Origin of the sequence: Nitrobacter sp., assembly GCF_051535235.1 — a bacterium.
Lineage (GTDB): Bacteria > Pseudomonadota > Alphaproteobacteria > Rhizobiales > Xanthobacteraceae > Nitrobacter.
Genome location: NZ_JBPPLZ010000005.1, coordinates 92,194 through 110,765, shown reverse-complemented (window position 1 = coordinate 110,765; position 18,572 = coordinate 92,194). Strand labels below are relative to the sequence as shown.

Here is an 18,572-nt window from a genome sequence, read left to right as displayed (position 1 = left end):
AGGAAACATGCGCACCATCGGACATTTTATTGGCGGCAAGACTGTCAGCGGCAGGTCCGGGCGGTTCGCCGACGTTTATCAACCGATGACCGGCGATGTGCAGGCCACCGTCGCGCTGGCGTCGAAAGCGGAAATGCGCGAGGCCGTGGAGAACGCCAAGGCGGCGCAGCCGGCCTGGGCCGCGACCAATCCGCAACGCCGTGTCCGCGTGCTGATGAAGTTTCTCGAACTGATGGCGCGCGACAACGACGCGATGGCCGAGCTGCTCGCACGCGAACATGGCAAGACCATTCCCGATGCCAAGGGCGACATCTTCCGCGGCGTTGAGGTTGTCGAATACGCCATCGGCATTCCCGAACTGATGAAAGGCGGCTTCACCGAGAACGCCGGTCCCGGCATCGACAGCTATTCGATGCGTCAGCCCCTCGGGGTCGTCGCCGGCATCACGCCGTTCAATTTCCCGGCGATGATCCCGATGTGGAAGTTCGCGCCGGCGATCGCCTGCGGCAACGCCTTTATCCTGAAACCCTCCGAGCGTGATCCCGGCGTGCCGATGCGGCTGGCCGAACTGATGCTGGAGGCCGGTCTGCCGCCGGGTATTCTCAATGTCGTCAACGGCGACAAGGAGGCGGTCGATGCCATTCTTGACGACCCGGATATTTCGGCGGTCGGTTTCGTCGGCTCCTCGTCGATCGCGCACTACATCTATTCACGGGCGGCGGCGGCCGGCAAACGTTCGCAATGCTTCGGCGGCGCCAAGAACCACATGATCATCATGCCGGACGCCGACATGGACCAGTCGGTGGATGCGCTGGTCGGCGCGGGCTACGGCGCGGCCGGCGAGCGCTGCATGGCGGTGTCGGTCGCGGTACCTGTCGGCAAGGCTACCGCCGATCGCCTGATGGAAAAGCTTATTCCGCGCGTCGAGAACCTGAAGATCGGTCCGTCCACCGATGCGTCCGCCGACTTCGGGCCGCTCGTCACCAGGGCGGCGCTTGAGCGCGTCAAGGATTACGTCGAGATCGGCGTCAAGGAAGGCGCGACGCTCGCAGTCGACGGCCGCGGCTTCAAGCTGCAGGGTTACGAAAATGGCTTCTACATGGGTGGCTGTCTGTTCGACAATGTCACCAGGGACATGCGGATCTACAAGGAAGAGATTTTCGGCCCCGTGCTGTCAGTGGTGCGGGCGAAGGATTTCGACGAAGCGGTGACGCTGCCGTCCGAGCATGAATACGGCAACGGCGTCGCGATCTTCACGCGCGACGGCGATGCCGCGCGCGAGTTCGCCTCCCGGGTCCAGGTCGGCATGGTCGGCATCAACGTGCCGATCCCGGTGCCGGTCGCCTACTACAGTTTCGGCGGCTGGAAGCGCTCGGGCTTTGGCGACCTCAATCAGTACGGCTCCGACTCGGTGCGGTTCTACACCAAGACCAAGACCGTGACCTCGCGCTGGCCCTCCGGCGTCAAGGAAGGGACGCAGTTCGCGTTCCACAGCAAGTGATCGGCAGCCACGCATGCAGTTCGCGCTCACCGAGGATCAGGTCGCCATTCGCGACATGGCGCGCGCATTCGCGGCCGACAAGATCGCGCCGTTCGCCCTGAAGTGGGACGAGGAGAAGCACTTTCCGATCGATGTGATGCGCGAAGCGGCGGCGCTGGGTATCGGCGGCATCACCATCCGCGACGATGTCGGCGGTTCGGCGCTGAGCCGTTTCGATGCCGCGCTGATCTTCGAGGCGCTGGCGCAGGGCTGTCCAACAGTCTCGTCGTTCATTTCGATCCACAACATGGCCGCGTGGATGATCGATGCCCATGGCTCGGATGAGCAGCGGCGCAGATGGCTGCCGAAACTCTGCGTCATGGACATGCTGGCGAGCTACTGCCTCACCGAGCCCGGTGTCGGCTCGGACGCGGCGGCGTTGCGGACACGCGCGGTGCGCAACGGCGATCACTACGTGCTCAACGGGCAGAAGCAGTTCATCTCCGGCGCGGGCCAAAGCGACATCTATGTCACCATGGTTCGTACCGGCGGCGACGGGCCGGACGGCATTTCGACGCTGGTGGTCGAACGCGACACGCCGGGCGTTTCGTTCGGGGCCAACGAGCGCAAGATGGGCTGGAACGCGCAGCCGACCCGCGCGGTGGTCTTCGAGAATGCGCGCGTGCCGGTCGCCAATCGCATCGGCGACGAAGGCATCGGCTTCAGGATCGCGATGGCCGGCCTCGATGGCGGGCGGCTGAACATCGCCGCCTGTTCGCTCGGCGGCGCGCAATCGGCACTCGACAAGGCGCTTGCCTACACGAAGGAGCGCAAGGCGTTCGGCAAGCGGCTCGACGAATTCCAGGCTCTGCAATTCAAGATCGCCGACATGGCCACCGAATTGGAAGCGGCACGGACGTTTCTGTGGCGCGCCGCCGCCGCGCTGGACCGGCATGATACTGACGCCGCGATGCTGTGCGCGATGGCAAAGCGATTCGCCACGGATGTCGGATTCGAGGTCGCCAATCAGGCGCTGCAACTGCACGGCGGCTATGGCTATCTCAGCGAATACGGAATCGAGAAGATCGTGCGCGATCTGCGCGTGCATCAGATTCTCGAGGGTACCAACGAGATCATGCGCCTGATCGTGTCGCGCAAGTTGATCGAGGGCGCAAGATGAAGGGTTTTTCTGATGACGGGCCGGATCTGATTTCACGACGCGAGGGAGGCGCGGGCGTCATTCGCCTCAATCGACCGAAGGCGATCAATGCCGTCACGCTGGAGATGTTCCGCGGGATCGACAGAGCGCTGGACGAGTTCGAGAGCGACCCCGCCGTCGGTTTGATTCTGCTGGAGGGGGCGGGCGAGCGCGGCCTGTGCGCGGGCGGTGATATCCGCACGCTCTGGGATAGCGCGAACGAGGGAAGCAACCTCGGCAGGATTTTGTGGCGCGAGGAATATCTCCTCAACGCGCGGATTGCGAAACTCGCCAAGCCCTATGTCGCTTTCATGGACGGCATCGTGATGGGCGGCGGCGTCGGATTGTCGGCGCATGGCGCGCACCGTGTCGTCACCGAGAGAACACGGCTTTCCATGCCGGAAGTCGGTCTCGGCTTCTTTCCGGATGTCGGCGGCACCTGGCTGTTGTCGCACGCGCCGGGCGAAACCGGCACGTATTTCGGGCTGACGGGCCAGCCCATGACCGGGCCGGATGCCATCTACGCCGGTTTTGCCGATGCCGTCGTGCCGTCGCGAAAACTTGCCGCGCTTCGCGAGGCGCTGCTCGATCTCGGCGCCAGCGCCGATTCGGCCCGCGTGAGAGCCGCGATCGCGGGCTTTGCAACGGGCGAAGCGACAAGCCCCGTTGCGGCCATCCGGCCGCGGATCGATGCGTGGTTCGCCCATGGTCGAATGGACGATATCGTCGCGGCCCTGCATCGTGACGGATCGGAGCTCGCACGTTCGACGCTCAAGGCGCTGAACGAGAAATCACCGCGCGGCCTGGTGGTGACGCTCAAGCTGTTGCGGCTCGCGCGCGCGTCGGCCACGCTGGAGGAATGTCTCGCGCGTGAATATCGCGCAGCGCTCGCGGTGTTTGCGAGCGACGACTTTCGCGAAGGCATTCGAGCGGCCGTCATCGACAAGGACCGCGAGCCAAAATGGTCGCCGCCGCGGATCGAGGAGGTTACGCCGGAAATGATTGCGCCTTATTTTGCCAGTATCGGCGCGGATGAGCTTGTATTCGACTAGAGAAGAAACCTCGATCGGAGGGTGAGCATGTCGACCATTGCGTTCATCGGTCTCGGCAACATGGGCGGGCCCATGGCCGCCAATCTGGTCAAGGCCGGCCACGATGTCATCGGTTTCGATCTGGTCCCCGCGCTGACGGATGCGGCGAAGGCGAATGGCGTAGGGGTCGCCGATAGCGCGAGCAGTGCGGTGAAGGATGCGAACGTTGTCATCACTATGCTGCCGGCCGGCAAGCACGTGGTGTCGGTGTGGACCGATATCGTTCCTTCCGTCGCGAAGAGCGCGCTGATGATCGACTGTTCGACCGTCGACGTGGAAAGCGCGCGGCAGGCCCACGCGCTGGCGAGGAAGGCGTCGTTGCTTTCGATCGATGCGCCGGTTTCGGGCGGCGTCGGCGGCGCCACGGGCGCGACGCTGACTTTCATGGCTGGCGGCGAGGATAAGGCATTCGCGGCGGCGAAGCCGATTCTCGAAGCCATGGGCAAGAAGATCGTTCATTGCGGCGATGCCGGCGCGGGGCAGGCGGCCAAGATCTGCAACAACATGATTCTGGGCATCTCGATGATCGCGGTCGGCGAAGCCTTTGCGCTGGCGGAAAAGCTCGGCCTGTCGCACCAGGCGTTGTTCGACGTCGCTTCGACCTCGTCGGGCCAGTGCTGGTCGCTGACGAGCTATTGTCCGGTGCCGGGTCCGGTTCCGTCGTCGCCGGCCAATAACGATTACAAGCCCGGCTTCGCGTCGGCGCTGATGCTCAAGGACCTGACGCTTGCGCAGGAAGCGGCGACCTCTGTTGGTGCAGTCACGCCGCTCGGACAGCATGCGCGGGACATTTACAAGACGTTCGCTGCAGCCGGAAACGGTGGCGTCGATTTCTCCGGCATCATCCGCCACATTCGCGCCCTTGCCGACAACAGGGGCGGCTGATGACGACGTTTGCCGAGGCGCGCGAATTCCTGCTGCGGCATCGCACAGATTACGATGCCGCCGTCGACGGCTTCAAATGGCCGGACCCCGGTCCGTTCAACTGGGCGCTGGACTGGTTCGACGCCACTCTCGCGACCGAACCGGCAAGCAAGGACCGGGCAGCGCTGTGGATCGTCGATGCCGCCGGCGGGATCGAGACCAAGGTGACGTTCGAGGCGATGTCGCGGCGCTCGAACCAGGTTGCGAATTTCCTGCGAGCGCAGGGCCTGAAGCGCGGCGATCACCTGCTGTTGCTGCTCGGCAATGTCGTTCCGCTGTGGGAGACCATGCTGGCCTGCATCAAGCTCGGCGTCGTGATTATCCCGGCGACGACCTTGCTCACGCCCGATGAATTGCGCGACCGCCTCGATCGCGGCGGCGTCAAAGCTGTCGTCGCGACGCAGGATCAGGTGACGAAATTCGCAAGCCTCGGTGGCGAGGGTCTGATACGCATCGTCGTCGCCTCGTCGACGTCGCACACAAGCTGGCTGCCCTATGAGACGACGAACGATTTTCCGGAGAGCTACAAGCCAGATGGCGCGACGGATGCCGACGACCCGATGCTGTTGTATTTCACATCGGGCACCACGGCGAAGCCGAAGCTGGTGCGGCACAGCCAACGCAGCTATCCCGTCGGCCATCTGTCCACCATGTACTGGATCGGACTGAAGCCCGGCGATGTCCACCTGAACATTTCCTCGCCGGGATGGGCCAAGCATGCCTGGAGCTGCTTCTTCGCGCCCTGGAATGCAGGCGCAACCATCTTCATCTGTAACCAGCCGCGCTTCGAGGCAAAGGGTCTGCTGGCGACCATCGGGCGCTGCGGCGTGACGACGTTGTGCGCGCCGCCAACGGTGTGGCGATTGTTCATTCAGGAGAAGCTGTCGGACTTCAAGGTCGCGCTGCGCGAAGTCTGCGGCGCGGGCGAACCGCTCAACCCGGAGGTGATCGATCGGGTGAAGTCGGCGTGGGGTTTGACGATACGCGACGGCTACGGCCAGACCGAGACGACCGCGCTCGCCGGCAACTCGCCGGGGCAGAAGGTCAAGATCGGCTCGATGGGGCGGCCGATGCCGGGCTACAAGGTGAAGGTGATCGACGCGGACGGCAATCCGGCCAGAGAGGGCGAGGTGACGTTGGTGCTGGGCGGGGATCGGCCGGCCGGCCTGATGCAGGGCTATCAGGGCGAGGGGGGCCAACTGAGCGGCGCCGATGGCGATCTTTATCGCACCGGCGACGTGGTGTTCGTCGATGACGACGGCTATCTCACATTTGTCGGCCGATCGGATGATGTGTTCAAGTCGTCCGACTATCGCATCAGCCCGTTCGAACTGGAGAGCGTTCTGCTCGAACACGATGCGGTGGCGGAAGCCGCCGTGGTGCCGAGTCCCGATCCGATCAGGCTGGCAATCCCGAAAGCATACGTTCTATTGGTCGGCGGCGCGGAGCGATCGCGCGAAACCGCGTTGTCGATCTTCAGGCACATGGCCGAGCGGATGGCGCCGTTCAGGCGCATCCGCAAGCTCGAACTCGTTACTGAATTGCCGAAGACGATTTCGGGGAAGATTCGCCGCGTCCAGCTTCGCCGCCTTGAGCGCGACAACGATCGTGGCGACGCGTTGCGCGGAGTGGAATTTTGTGAAGAGGATTTTCCGGAGCTTCAAGCGCTGAAATCGAAAGCTGCGGAGATCTGAATCGTGAATGACGTCTGGAAGACCGCGCCGGTTTCGCTCGATGTCTATCGGCAGATGGTCGGGCAGGAGACCGGCGTTTCCTCGTGGCACCTGATCGACCAGAAGCGGATCGACGCCTATGCCGACGTGGTCGAGGACCATCAGTTCATTCATCTCGATCCCGAGCGGGCGGGAAGCGAAACGGAGTTCGGCGGCACCATCGCACATGGATTCCTGACCTTGTCGTTGCTCAGCGTCATGTCATACGAGGTGATGCCGCGAATCGAGGGCGTCACCATGGGAGTCAATTACGGCTTCGACCGCCTCCGGTTCATCTCGCCGGTCAAGTCCGGCTCCCGTGTCCGGGGCCGCTTCATGCTGACCGAGGCGACGCTTCGCAAACCCGGCGAACTGCTGTCGCGCACCGCCGTCAGCGTCGAGATCGAGGGCGGGAAGCGGTCGGCGCTGGTCGCCGACTGGCTCGCCGTTCTGCACTTTTCCTGACGGCCTACGGCTGCGTCGTGACGTTATGGGTTATGGCGGTACGCGGTTGAGTCAGGCATACCCATCGCATGCCTGAGGTTCTCCATGTCCAAGCCGCGATTATCGGCGCCGGTCCCGCCGGCCTGATGGCTGCAGAGGTTCTTGCGAAAGGCGGCGTGCGCGTGACCGTGTTCGATGCGATGCCGTCCGCGGGCCGCAAATTCCTGATGGCGGGCCGCGGCGGACTCAATCTGACGCACAGCGAGCCGCTGCCGCAATTTCTCGCGCGCTACGGCGCGGCGGCGTCGCATTTGCAATCCGCCATTGATGCGTTCTCGCCGGAGGCCTTGCGAAAGTGGGCCGACGATCTCGGACAGCCGACATTCGTCGGATCGAGCGGGCGGGTGTTTCCGAAAACGCTGAAGGCGTCGCCGCTCCTGCGCGCGTGGCTCACCCGGCTCGATTCGCTCAGTGTGGCGCTGGCGCTGCGGCATCGCTGGGGTGGTTGGGATCGCGATGGTCGCCTTGAATTTCAGACGCCTGAAGGCAAGCGCGCGGTTGCGGCTGACGCGACGATCATGGCGCTCGGCGGCGCGAGCTGGCCGCGACTCGGTTCGGACGGCGCGTGGATCGAATATCTCGCAGGCAAGGGGGTTACTGTCTCGCCGCTGCAACCGGCTAATTGTGCGTTCAGCGTGGTGTGGAGCGACGTTTTTCGCGATCGTTTCGAAGGTCTGCCGCTGAAGAATGTCGTATTATCGTTGGGTTCGCACACCATGCGCGGCGAGGTCCTCGTCACTCGTGGCGGCATCGAGGGCGGCGCGATCTACGCCCTTTCGGCGATACTGCGCGAACACATCAACGCGTCGGGAAGCGCCGTGCTGAATATCGATCTTCGGCCTGATATTGCGACAAAAGAACTCACCGCGCGTTTGAGCGCACCGCGCGGAAAGCAATCCGTTTCGAACTGGCTGCGCAAGGCTGCCGGTCTTTCGCCCGTTGCGATCGGCCTGTTGCAGGAAACAGCGAGAGCGGGCGGCGTTAGCGCAGCGTCGATGCCGCCGCCGGCGCTCGCGGCGCTGATCCGTGCCGTTCCCGTGGTGCTGACCGGAGTAGCGCCGATCGCGCGCGCGATTTCGTCCGCGGGTGGAATCGCGTTCAGCGAGCTCGATGATGATTACATGATCCGCCTGCTGCCGGGCGTGTTCGCTGCCGGCGAAATGCTGGACTGGGAAGCGCCGACTGGCGGGTATCTGCTGCAGGCATCGTTTGCGACAGGTGCCGCGGCCGGGCGCGGCGCGCTGAAATGGCTGCGGCGTAAGTCGAGCTAGGTCGAAATGCAAGCCCGCTACCGCATATGATCCAGCCCAAACACCACAGCCGCGCTTTTGCTTTGCCGCATGCTTGCCGATGCGGAATACTTTGGCCATTCTTCATGCGGGTTGAGCAATGGTAGGAGCGATCCTGCGCTAGGCCAGATGCACTTATAGACCAGCTATAAACCCCATTTTGGACCATCGGTCGAAAGCTGGATCGCGACGGGATCACCGGCAACCTCGACTGACGGGCCGCCGAGTCCGTTCCAGCGGAATAGGTTGACGTGCCATCCACCCGGGATCATGCGTGAGCGGTCAATGATGCCGTCTGCGCCAGCCGCACGCACTGCGTCTGCATTGTGCCACGACGGTGATTCCAGTCCGGCTTCAAAGGCTGTCCGCCATTGTGCATTCGAAAGATCGCGGTCGATACCCAGAATACGGCAGGCTTCATCGTCGTGCTGATCGAACACATGGGCTTCGCTTACCATCAATGGCACTACGACACGTTGGCAACCGTCTTCACGGATGTAGCCTGACACCGCGATCATCGCCCATTCCAATTTAGGGCTCATGTAGAGCGTAGCTTGTCCCGGACGATGATAGCGGCCCGCACTCTCTGGCCTCGGGGGTGCCAGCACATCACCTACTCGATCAGCTAGAACAGACCGATAGAATGAGCCGACAACCGTCCGTAGCCTTAATTCGCTTGCATTCATCATTCAGTCAGTCCCAAGCGGAGGAAGCGCCCGCCAAATTCCGGGTCCCATCCTTCACACGTATGTAGCATGGCGGAAAGGGTGACGCGCTCGAACGAACGTTCGGTTGACAACTCATCGGGGCAAAGTAGCGCGAACCCACGATGCAATCTCCACTGCTGTCGCGTGCGGATCGCTATCGGTATTATCAAATCTGTTTCTATAGTCTGCACCATCGTCGAAGAGGGATCGCGTTTGCCGTAGCTCAGGCATTATTTCAGGTTTCAGTAATTTTTTGTGCGCCCGTCGTGATGGCAAAGCCATTCGACGAACTTGCTCGTCAGGCGCGCAATCAAGGGTGGCCGAGTAAAGAGGACATTTCCGATCGCGGGCAAGGCGGCAAACCGCTTGCCAATGCTCTTCCGCGAAGTCACTCGGTCCTCCGGTTGCGATGACATTTGTCAAGATGACGGGGATATCGGAGGGCAATCGTAAGACGTATTCAAAAGCTATGTTGCGCACCCTGCGAGCTACATCATAGTATTCTGTACTACGGTAATCGGTCAGGGTAATCGCCACATTAAATAACGTGTGGCTATCCAGCAGCCTGCCTTTCAAAATGTCGGCAAGCTCGAGTCCCGCCGTAAGCTTCCCAACGCCGGGCCATCCGTTAAGGCTTATTATCATGACACCGTCACTCTCCTCGCAAACTCGGCGATCCGCTATCGAGATATGACAGGTGACAATCAAGCGACCCAAAGCGGACTAGCACTCAAACTCCCTCTATCTCCTCTCGCAGCATTTCCAGCTCCAGCCAGCGATCCTCGGCCTGCTGCAACTCTTCCTGCGCTCTGGTCAGCGCGAGCGAGATCGTGTCGAAGGCCGCGCGATCTGTCGCGTAGAGGTTCGGGTCTTCCAGGCGCTGCTGTTGCTTTGCAATCTCGGCCTGAAGTTTCGCAATGGATTTCGGCAGCGTCTCCAGCGCGTGTTTTTCGTTGAAGGTAAGGCGTCGCTTGCCGGGCGAGGCCGTAGGCGCCGCTTTCGCCGGGCGCTCTGCCTCGGGCACCGGCGCAGATCGCGTTGCCTCGCGTTTCAGGTCGGCGCCGCGCTGCGCCAGCATGTCGGTGTAGCCGCCGGCATATTCGATCCAGCGGCCATCGCCTTCGGGAACGATCACCGAGGTCACGACGCGATCGAGGAAGTCGCGGTCGTGGCTGATCAGGATCACGGTGCCCTCGTAGTCGCCGAGCATGTCTTCCAGCACGTCGAGCGTTTCCAGGTCGAGGTCGTTGGTCGGCTCGTCCAGCACCAGCAGGTTGGATGGCTTGGCCAGCGCCCGCGCCAGCATCAGCCGTCCGCGCTCGCCGCCCGACAGCACTTCGAGCGGCGTGCGCATCTGCTCCTGCGCGAACAGAAAATCCTTCATGTAACTGACGACGTGCTTCGGCGTGCCGCCCACCATGACGTGATCGCCGCGCCCGCCGGTCAGCGCTTCCGCCAGCGTCGATTTCGGGTCGAGGCTTTCGCGGTGCTGGTCGAGCGTCGCCATCTCGATGTTGGCGCCGAGCCGGATCGTGCCGCTGTCGGGCGCATCGGCTCCCGTGAGCATATTGATCAATGTGGTTTTGCCGGCCCCATTGGGGCCGACGATGCCAATGCGGTCGCCGCGCTGGATGCGGATCGAGAAGTTGTCGACGATCTTCCGGTCGCCGTAACACTTGCCGATGTCTTTCGCCTCGATGACGAGCTTTCCGGATTTGTCGGCCTCCGCCGCGGCGAGGTTGGCGCTGCCGGCGGTGCCGCGATAGTCGCGTCGTTGCCGGCGCAGTTCGTGCAGGCCCGCCAGCCGCTTGACGTTGCGCTTGCGCCGTCCCGAGACGCCGTAACGCAGCCAGTGTTCCTCAGCGACGATCTTGCGGTCGAGCTTGTGCTGGTCGCGCTCTTCCTCGGCCAGTACCTCGTCGCGCCATTCCTCGAATTTCGCGAAGCCGCGGTCGATCTGCCGGATATGGCCGCGATCCAGCCACGCTGTGCTGCGCGAGAGGTTGGACAGGAAGCGCCGGTCGTGGCTGATGAGCACCAGCGCGCAGCGGCGGGACGCCAGTTCTCCCTCCAGCCATTCGATGGTCGTGAGATCGAGATGGTTGGTTGGTTCATCCAGCAGCAGGATGTCGGGCGAGGGCGCCAGCACCCGCGCCAGCGCCGCGCGCCGGCTTTCGCCGCCGGAGAGATGCGCGGGGTCTTCCTCGCCGGTGAGGCCAAGTTGTTCGACCAGATAGCGCGCCTGATAGGGGTCGTCGCCGGGGCCGAGCCCGGCCTCGACATAAGCGAGCGTGGTTTGGAATCCGTCGAAATCCGGTTCCTGCGGCAGATAGCGCACGGTGGCGCCCGGCTGCACGAAGCGGCTGCCGCTGTCGGGCTCGGCAAGGCCGGCGGCGATCCGCAGCAGCGTTGATTTGCCGGAGCCGTTCCGGCCGATCAGGCAGAGCCGCTCGGATTCGAACACCGTGAGTTCCACGCCGCCCAGCAGCGGCGTGCCGCCGAACGTCAGCGCGATATCCTTCAACTGGATCAGGGGCGGCGCCATCGTCTCAGCCCTGCTGCGTATGCGCGCGCTGGATGCGCCGAATGGCCTGGTCCAGCGCCGACAGGAACGCCGAGCGGTCGCGCGGCTGGAACGAGCGCGGGCCGCCGGTGACCTCGCCGCTCGCGCGCAGGTCGGTCATCAGGTTGCGGACGGCCAGCGTCATGCCGATCGACTGTTCCGTGAACGGCTTTCCGTTCGGCGCGATCACGCTGGCGCCCGCCTTGACGCAGCGGCTCGCCAGCGGGACGTCCGCCGTGACGACGACATCGCTCGTGCCGGCGCGCGCCGCGATCCAGTCGTCGGCGGCATCCATGCCGGGCCCGGCGGCGATGCGTTCGATCAGGGGATCGTCGGGTACGCGGATATAACCGCCCGCGACGACGCTGACCGGCAGGCCATGGCGCGCGGCGACGCGATAGATCTCGTCCTTCACGGGGCAGGCGTCGGCGTCAACGTAGATACGGATGGAGGTCAACGGCGGGTCATCGGGCTTTGTGAGCGTCGTGGCAGCCGCGTGTTACTCCATATCACGGAAGATTGCGACACCGGTTTTTTTGCAGTGCGATAGCTTATCGAGCCCCTCCGTCGGGGAAGGGGCGGCTATCCGGATGGATGAGGCCGGTTGCACTGGCGGGCTGCGCTGCTAAACTTTCCGTGAAAAAGGCATTGCTCGTTGAGCGGGTATTCCGAATTGAAGTTTGCCCCCGCGGAAAGACGATTTCATGAATGACGATACGCTGTGTCGCGCTGACCCCGAGCCGCGCGGCAGTCCGCAGGAACCAGCCACGACCATGGCAAGAGCCCTCGGCGAATCGCCGGTCGACGGCGCCGGCGTTTACGCCGCGCTTGATCTCGGCACCAACAACTGCCGTTTGCTGATTGCCTGCCCGGCAAACGGGAGCTTCCGCGTGATCGACTCGTTTTCGCGGATCGTCCGGCTGGGCGAAGGCATCTCGTCCACCGGGTGCATCAGCGAGGCGGCGATCGAACGCGCCATCGCCGCGCTCATCGTGTGCCGCGACAAGATGCGTGCGAGGAAAGCAGACCGGCTGCGGCTGATCGCGACGGAGGCGTGCAGGGCGGCGTCGAATTCCGAGAATTTTCGCAGCCGTGTCGCCGCCGCGACCGGCATCGAGCTTGAGGTGATCGATCGGGAGACGGAAGCCGCGCTCGCTGTGGTCGGCTGCTCGCCGCTGATACATCCGAAAGCGCGCGGCGCGATCCTGTTCGACATCGGCGGCGGTTCGACGGAACTGGTCCGGATCGAACGCGACCGCGAAGGCGGCGATCCGCATACCAAGGCATGGATGTCGATTCCGATCGGCGTCGTGACGCTGGCCGAGCGCTTTGGCGGACATGACGTGACGCCGCAGTCCTATACAGCGATGATTGAGGAAGTCACGGCCAACCTTGGCGCGTTTGCCGCCGAGCATGGCTTCAATCTCTACGGGATGCATCTTCTCGGCACGTCGGGTACGGTGACCACGCTCGGCGGCCTTCATCTCGGTCTTGCGCGCTATGACCGCCGCAAGGTCGACGGTATCTGGATGAACGACATCGAAATCACCCAAGCCATCGCACGGCTGTGCGGCATGGATTATCAAAAGCGGGTGGCCAACGGCTGTATCGGCGTCGAGCGCGCCGATCTGGTTCTGGCCGGGTGCGCCATTCTGGATGCCATTCGGCGGGCCTTTCCGCTGCCGCGGCTGCGGGTGGCGGATCGCGGCCTGCGCGAGGGCATGCTGGTTGAGATGATGCGCGAGGACGGCGTCATTCAACTGAATTGACTGTTTTTGTTGTGGCCGGGACATAGCTGTTCAAGGAACGGCCGCTTCTTTCGCCTATGCCGGCCATCCACGCCTTTCTTGTAGAGCGGATGTTGGCTAAGACGTGGAACCCGCGCGACTTCTGTGCGAAGACGCGCATTGCGCTTTAGGGCCATTCCGGTTTTGATAGAATCGGGGGCTCTGTTCTCGTCTCTATTCTCGTCATTGCGAGGAGCGAAGCGACGAAGCAATCCAGATGCTTTAAGTAAGGACTGGATTGCTTCGCTTCGCTCGCAACGACGACGAGTCGCGCTTCCATTTGAAGATGTACTGCTCTGGCGCCGGCACGACGGTTAGACATGGCGAAAGACACCACCGGCCGGCTGCGCGTGACCGTCAAGACCGGCGGCAAGCGGAAACTCTCGTCCAAACTCTGGCTGGAGCGGCAGCTCAACGATCCCTATGTCGCGCAGGCCAGGCGCGACGGCTGGCGATCGCGCGCCGCCTACAAGCTGATCGAGATGGACGACAAGTATCATTTCCTGAAACCCGGTCTGGCGGTGGTCGATCTCGGCGCGGCGCCCGGCGGCTGGAGCCAGGTCGCGGCCCGGCGGGTCGGCGCTGCCGACGGCAAGGGCAAGGTGATCGCCATCGATCTTCTTGAGATGCCGGAGATCGTCGGGGTGACGTTCGCCCGGCTCAATTTTCTCGATGCCGCGGCGCCCGAAAAGCTGAACATGATGATGGAAGGCGGTGCGGATGTCGTGCTGTCCGACATGGCGGCCAACACCACGGGTCATCGCAAGACCGACCAGCTTCGGATCGTCGGTCTGGTGGAGAGCGCGGCGGCGTTCGCGGCTGACGTGCTGCGGCCCGGAGGGACGTTCATCGCGAAGGTGTTTCAGAGCGGAGCGGACGCCGATCTGCTGGCGCAACTCAAACGCGATTACCGCACGGTCCGCCATGTCAAGCCGGCCGCGAGCCGGCAGGACTCATCAGAACGTTACGTGATGGCGACGGGGTTTCGTAGGCTGGCCGACGCATGAGGCACGGCTGACCAATTGCCTCGCAGGCTTCAGCTCAGTTTCTGATCGCGCGCGGTGACGGTCTCGCGGGCGGCTTCTTCCTCGGCCTCGGACTCGCGGGTGGGATCGGAGATCACCACCATGCGCCGCCCCGATACCTGATGGCCGGCATCGGCGGGCATCCTGAAGAAATAAAACGTGGACATCGCCGCCAGCACCGAGACCACGAGAAAGCCGGGGCCGAAATCCGCGGCCGTGAGTTCCGTGCTGTGATGGAACGCCATCGTGGCCTCCACCGAGAAGGCGCCGAGCGCGACGCCCGCCGAAATCGCCAGTTGCTGATTGACGCTGACCAGCGTGGTGGCGCGGCTCATCCGTTCCGGCTCGACGTCGGCATAGGCCAGCGTATTGATCGCGGTGAATTGCAGCGAGCGGAAGAAGCCGCCGACCACGAGAATGATCATGATCAGCAGCAGCGGCGTGGTGACGGTGAACAGCGCACAGGCCGCCAGGAAGGCCGAACTGACGACCGCGTTGACGGTCATGATGTTGCGGAAGCCGAAGGCGCGGATGATGCGGGCGGCAAGCGTCTTCATGCCCATGGCGCCGACGGCCGAAGAAAATGTCACGAGTCCCGAACTGAACGGCGACAGGCCGAAGCCGATCTGCATCAGAAGCGGCAGCAGGAACGGCAGCGCGCCGACGCCGAGGCGGAATAGGAAGCCGCCGTAGATGCTGGCGCGCAGCGTCGTCAGCCGCAGCAGCGTCAGATCGAGCACCGGAGAGTCGGTACGCCTGGCGTGTATCACATAAAGCGCCATAGAGATCGAGCCGAGGCCGATCAGCGCGATCACCACCGTCCATGGCAGCAGGTTGAGACCGGCGACGGACAGACCGAAGGCGATGCCGCCGACGCCGACGCCGGCCAGCACCATGCCGTAGAGATCGAAGCGTTCGGGCTTCTCGCTGCGGATCGGATCGATGAACCGTTGCGCCAGCACGATGCCGATGAGACCGACCGGGATGTTGATCAGGAAGATCCAGTGCCACGAGAAATAGGTGGTAATGAAGCCGCCGAGCGGCGGGCCGACCACCGGCCCGACCAGGGCGGGCACCGTCACCCACGCCATCGCGTTGACGAGCGCGCTCTTGTCGATCGAGCGCAGCAGCACCAGGCGGCCGACCGGCGTCATCATCGCGCCGCCCAATCCTTGCAGGGTCCGCGCGATCACGAAATCCGTCACCGACGACGACAGCGCGCAGCCGATCGAGCCGATCATGAACACGGCGATTGCCACGCTGAAGACGGTGCGCGCGCCGAACCGGTCCGCGGTCCAGCCGCTCGCCGGAATGAATATCGCGAGCGACAAAAGATACGAGGTGATCGCGAGCTTCAGCGTCAGCGGGCTGGTGCCGATATCGGCGGCGATCGCGGGAAGCGAGGTCGCGATCACCGTCGAGTCCATGTTCTCCATGAACAGCGCGGCGGCGACGATCAGCGGGATCAGGCGTTCCTTGGTCATGCGGGCTGCACGCGAGCAGGCGGACGGGGAAGGGGCTGTAGCACCGATTGGGGCCAGCGCCTATTGCGCGGCGGGAAGACCTTCCTAAATGCTTGGTGGAGTTTTGGGAGGCCAAACCATGATCTACGTGCTTGCCGCCTTGCTGCCGCCGATCGGGCTGTTGTTCAACGGGCAGCCGTTCTCGGCCATCTTGAACGTGATCCTGATCGTGTTTTGCGCGATTTTCGGGCTGGTTTTCCATATCCTGCTCCTGGTGCCCTCCGCCCACGCGCTGATCGCGGTCCACATGAAGCGGGAGGATCGCCGGCACCGCGAGGTGGTCGATGCGATCCGGGAGCACGGGCCGCCGCCCGGCTTTCCGCGCTGAGCGTTCCAGGAAAACCTGCGGCACGGCTGCCAAACGCTTTGATTCCAGAGGCTGCCGTGCTATCGACCACCGCCAACCCAGCCGATGGAACTCGATTCGACGGCGACGCCAAGGTGTCGCTGGCCGGCTCATTCCATCCTGACAGGTTTCGCGGCGCCCATGCCGCTCAATGGAGTTGGCGATGGCGCGTGCAAACGGATTTCAGGAACTCAAGGAAGCCTACACGTTCGATGACGTGCTGCTGAAGCCGGGCGCGTCCGATATCCTGCCTTCCGAGGCCGATATCCGCTCCCGCGTGACCCGCGACATTCCGCTCAATATCCCGATCATGGCGTCGGCCATGGATACCGTCACCGAAGCGCGCATGGCGATCGCCATGGCGCAGGCCGGCGGCCTCGGCGTCATCCATCGCAACTTCGATGCGGAAGGGCAGGCCGCACAGGTGCGGCAGGTGAAGAAATTCGAATCCGGCATGGTGGTCAATCCGCTGACCATCGGTCCCGACGCGATGCTGTCCGACGCGCTGGCGCTGATGAGCGATCACGGCTTCTCCGGCATTCCGGTGGTGACCGGCGGCGGCGCGACCGCGCCGGGCAGGCTCGTCGGCATTCTGACCAACCGCGACGTCCGCTTCGCCACCGACCCGCGCCAGAAAGTTTCCGAACTGATGACGCATGAAAATCTCGTGACGGTGCGCGAGGGCGTCAACCAGGAAGAAGCCAAGCGGATGCTGCACAAGCACCGCATCGAGAAACTGCTGGTCGTCGACGACCAATATCGCTGCGTGGGTCTCATCACCGTCAAGGACATGGAGAAGGCGGTGGCACATCCGCTGGCCTGCAAGGATGCGCAGGGCCGGCTGCGCGTCGCGGCGGCGACCACGGTCGGCGAAGGCGGTTTCGAGCGCACCGAGCGTCTGATCGACGCCGGCGTCGACCTGATCGTGGTGGATACCGCGCACGGTCATTCCAGCCGCGTGCTGGATGCGGTCAACCGCATCAAGCGGCTGTCGAACGCGGTGCAGGTGATCGCCGGCAACATAGCCACCACGGAAGGCGCGCAGGCGTTGATCGATGCCGGCGCCGACGCCATCAAGGTCGGCATCGGCCCGGGTTCGATCTGCACGACGCGCATCGTCGCCGGCGTCGGGGTGCCGCAGCTCACCGCCATCATGGATGCGGTCGATGCGGCTAGGAAGGCCGACGTGCCTGTCATCGCCGACGGCGGCATCAAGTATTCCGGCGATCTCGCCAAGGCGCTCGCCGCCGGCGCGGACATCGTCATGGTCGGCTCGCTGCTTGCGGGCACCGACGAAACGCCGGGCGAGGTGTATCTGTGGCAGGGCCGCTCCTATAAGGCGTATCGCGGCATGGGTTCGGTCGGCGCAATGTCGCGCGGCTCGGCCGACCGCTATTTCCAGCAGGACATCAAGGATACGCTGAAACTCGTGCCCGAGGGGATCGAGGGGCAGGTGCCCTACAAGGGGCCGGTCGGCAACGTCATGCACCAGCTCGCCGGCGGCTTGCGCGCGGCCATGGGCTATGTCGGCGCGCGCAACATCGCCGAATTCCACGACAAGGCGCGTTTCGTCCGCATCACCGGCGCGGGCTTGCGCGAGAGCCACGTGCATGATGTCACGATCACGCGCGAAAGCCCGAACTATCCGGGCGCCGCCTGACGAAGATCGCCCAATTTGAGCCGCACGGAGGCGGGAAAACCCGTTACTGTCCTTGTTGTGCAACTCTGCTTCGGGTGGTTGCGTCGTTTTCCTGGAATGACATCACGGGTCCATTCAGACGAGAATTTGGAACATGATCGATTGGACGGATGACAGGATCGCAGCGCTTTCGGATTCCGACCTGAAAAACCTGCTTGCCAATGCGGAGCGCAAGTCGGTCGAGGATCTCGTCGCACGATGCCAGACGGAACTCGAGAAGCGCAATGCGTTGAAGCCGCGCAAGGCCGCGAAGCCGCGCACCGAGTTGAAGGATTTCGAGCGCGACATGTCGGCGCAGCTTGCCGGCGTGGGCAGGCGCATGGCGGAGAAATACGATCTGTCGGAGGAGACCGCGAAGGCGAAGTCGGCGGGCGTGAAGGGCTTTCGCGCGCACAAGCTCGTCGGCAGCGACGGACAGGCCAAGCTCGGCGGACTGCAGCGCGCCGGTTTCGTCGCCATCGATCGCTATATCTCCTATCGGCGCGGCAACGATATCGTTTCGCTCGGCGTATTCCTGCCCAAGGATCAGGACGTTTCGGAACACAAGTTCTTCGTGATCGCGCCGCAATCGATGCTCGATCGCGGCGAGCCGATCGATGCCATCCGCGACAACCACGGCCAGAAGCAGTCGGCCGACGGCGGCCTCATGTTCGATGATCTGGAGAGCGCAGCGGCGGCTTTCGACAAGGTTCTGGCCAGGATTGCGGCTTGATGGGTTGTTTCG

17 protein-coding genes are annotated in these 18,572 nt (G+C 63.6%); 12 read left to right on the top strand and 5 right to left on the bottom strand.

The features are described 5' to 3' along the window. Positions 1-7: 7 nt before the first annotated feature. From ACS3WA_RS08915 to ACS3WA_RS08885, 7 genes are all read left to right on the top strand, one after another. A complete protein-coding gene (locus ACS3WA_RS08915; protein WP_438278175.1) occupies positions 8-1,501 on the top strand; it encodes a CoA-acylating methylmalonate-semialdehyde dehydrogenase in 1,494 nt (497 codons plus the stop codon). A 13-nt stretch (positions 1,502-1,514) separates the two neighbouring features. After that, positions 1,515-2,660, top strand: a complete 1,146-nt coding sequence (locus tag ACS3WA_RS08910; RefSeq protein WP_438278174.1) for an isobutyryl-CoA dehydrogenase — start codon at positions 1,515-1,517, stop codon at positions 2,658-2,660. Then, entirely contained in the window at positions 2,657-3,730 is a 1,074-nt protein-coding gene (locus ACS3WA_RS08905; RefSeq protein WP_438278173.1) for an enoyl-CoA hydratase/isomerase family protein, read from the top strand. The genes ACS3WA_RS08910 and ACS3WA_RS08905 overlap by 4 nt, the downstream gene beginning before the upstream one ends. Before the next feature lie 27 nt (positions 3,731-3,757). Further along, positions 3,758-4,654 carry a 3-hydroxyisobutyrate dehydrogenase gene (mmsB, locus tag ACS3WA_RS08900; RefSeq protein ID WP_438278172.1) on the top strand — a complete coding sequence of 299 codons (897 nt, stop codon included), beginning with the start codon at positions 3,758-3,760 and terminating at the stop codon, positions 4,652-4,654. Then, positions 4,654-6,387 (top strand): AMP-binding protein, encoded by a 1,734-nt coding sequence (locus ACS3WA_RS08895; RefSeq protein WP_438278171.1) that lies wholly within the window; start codon positions 4,654-4,656, stop codon positions 6,385-6,387. The genes mmsB and ACS3WA_RS08895 overlap by 1 nt, the downstream gene beginning before the upstream one ends. Before the next feature lie 3 nt (positions 6,388-6,390). Continuing rightward, positions 6,391-6,870, top strand: a complete 480-nt coding sequence (locus ACS3WA_RS08890) for a MaoC family dehydratase (protein ID WP_438278170.1) — start codon at positions 6,391-6,393, stop codon at positions 6,868-6,870. 68 nt (positions 6,871-6,938) lie between these two features. After that, complete coding sequence (locus ACS3WA_RS08885) at positions 6,939-8,180, top strand: NAD(P)/FAD-dependent oxidoreductase (RefSeq protein WP_438278169.1); 1,242 nt, start codon at positions 6,939-6,941, stop codon at positions 8,178-8,180. A 164-nt stretch (positions 8,181-8,344) separates the two neighbouring features. Here the strand turns inward: ACS3WA_RS08885 and ACS3WA_RS08880 are convergent, their stop codons facing one another. From ACS3WA_RS08880 to ACS3WA_RS08865, 4 genes are all read right to left on the bottom strand, one after another. Continuing rightward, a complete protein-coding gene (locus ACS3WA_RS08880; protein WP_438278298.1) occupies positions 8,345-8,884 on the bottom strand; it encodes an RES family NAD+ phosphorylase in 540 nt (179 codons plus the stop codon). A gap of 114 nt (positions 8,885-8,998) precedes the next feature. After that, on the bottom strand, positions 8,999-9,550 hold the full coding sequence (locus ACS3WA_RS08875) for a hypothetical protein (protein WP_438278168.1): 552 nt from the start codon (positions 9,548-9,550) through the stop codon (positions 8,999-9,001). A gap of 85 nt (positions 9,551-9,635) precedes the next feature. Then, positions 9,636-11,450 carry an ABC-F family ATP-binding cassette domain-containing protein gene (locus tag ACS3WA_RS08870; protein ID WP_438278167.1) on the bottom strand — a complete coding sequence of 605 codons (1,815 nt, stop codon included), beginning with the start codon at positions 11,448-11,450 and terminating at the stop codon, positions 9,636-9,638. A 4-nt stretch (positions 11,451-11,454) separates the two neighbouring features. Then, positions 11,455-11,925 (bottom strand): YaiI/YqxD family protein, encoded by a 471-nt coding sequence (locus ACS3WA_RS08865; RefSeq protein WP_438278166.1) that lies wholly within the window; start codon positions 11,923-11,925, stop codon positions 11,455-11,457. Positions 11,926-12,172: 247 nt separating this feature from the next. Between ACS3WA_RS08865 and ACS3WA_RS08860 the strand changes: the two genes are divergently transcribed. Continuing rightward, on the top strand, positions 12,173-13,237 hold the full coding sequence (locus ACS3WA_RS08860; protein ID WP_438278165.1) for a Ppx/GppA phosphatase family protein: 1,065 nt from the start codon (positions 12,173-12,175) through the stop codon (positions 13,235-13,237). Between the two features lie 338 nt (positions 13,238-13,575). Next, positions 13,576-14,262 carry an RlmE family RNA methyltransferase gene (locus ACS3WA_RS08855; protein ID WP_438278164.1) on the top strand — a complete coding sequence of 229 codons (687 nt, stop codon included), beginning with the start codon at positions 13,576-13,578 and terminating at the stop codon, positions 14,260-14,262. Between the two features lie 29 nt (positions 14,263-14,291). Here the strand turns inward: ACS3WA_RS08855 and ACS3WA_RS08850 are convergent, their stop codons facing one another. Further along, positions 14,292-15,764: a DHA2 family efflux MFS transporter permease subunit gene (locus tag ACS3WA_RS08850; RefSeq protein WP_438278163.1), complete on the bottom strand. Its 1,473-nt coding sequence runs from the start codon at positions 15,762-15,764 to the stop codon at positions 14,292-14,294. 118 nt (positions 15,765-15,882) lie between these two features. Here ACS3WA_RS08850 and ACS3WA_RS08845 point away from each other — a divergent pair, with 118 nt between their 5' ends. From ACS3WA_RS08845 to ACS3WA_RS08835, 3 genes are all read left to right on the top strand, one after another. Then, positions 15,883-16,131, top strand: a complete 249-nt coding sequence (locus ACS3WA_RS08845) for a hypothetical protein (RefSeq protein ID WP_292609916.1) — start codon at positions 15,883-15,885, stop codon at positions 16,129-16,131. A 181-nt stretch (positions 16,132-16,312) separates the two neighbouring features. Beyond that, the gene (gene guaB / locus ACS3WA_RS08840) at positions 16,313-17,809 is read left to right on the top strand and encodes an IMP dehydrogenase (protein WP_438278162.1); all 1,497 of its coding nucleotides are present in this window, start codon (positions 16,313-16,315) and stop codon (positions 17,807-17,809) included. Positions 17,810-17,942: 133 nt separating this feature from the next. Then, positions 17,943-18,560: a hypothetical protein gene (locus ACS3WA_RS08835; RefSeq protein ID WP_438278161.1), complete on the top strand. Its 618-nt coding sequence runs from the start codon at positions 17,943-17,945 to the stop codon at positions 18,558-18,560. The last annotated feature ends 12 nt before the right edge of the window (positions 18,561-18,572 follow it).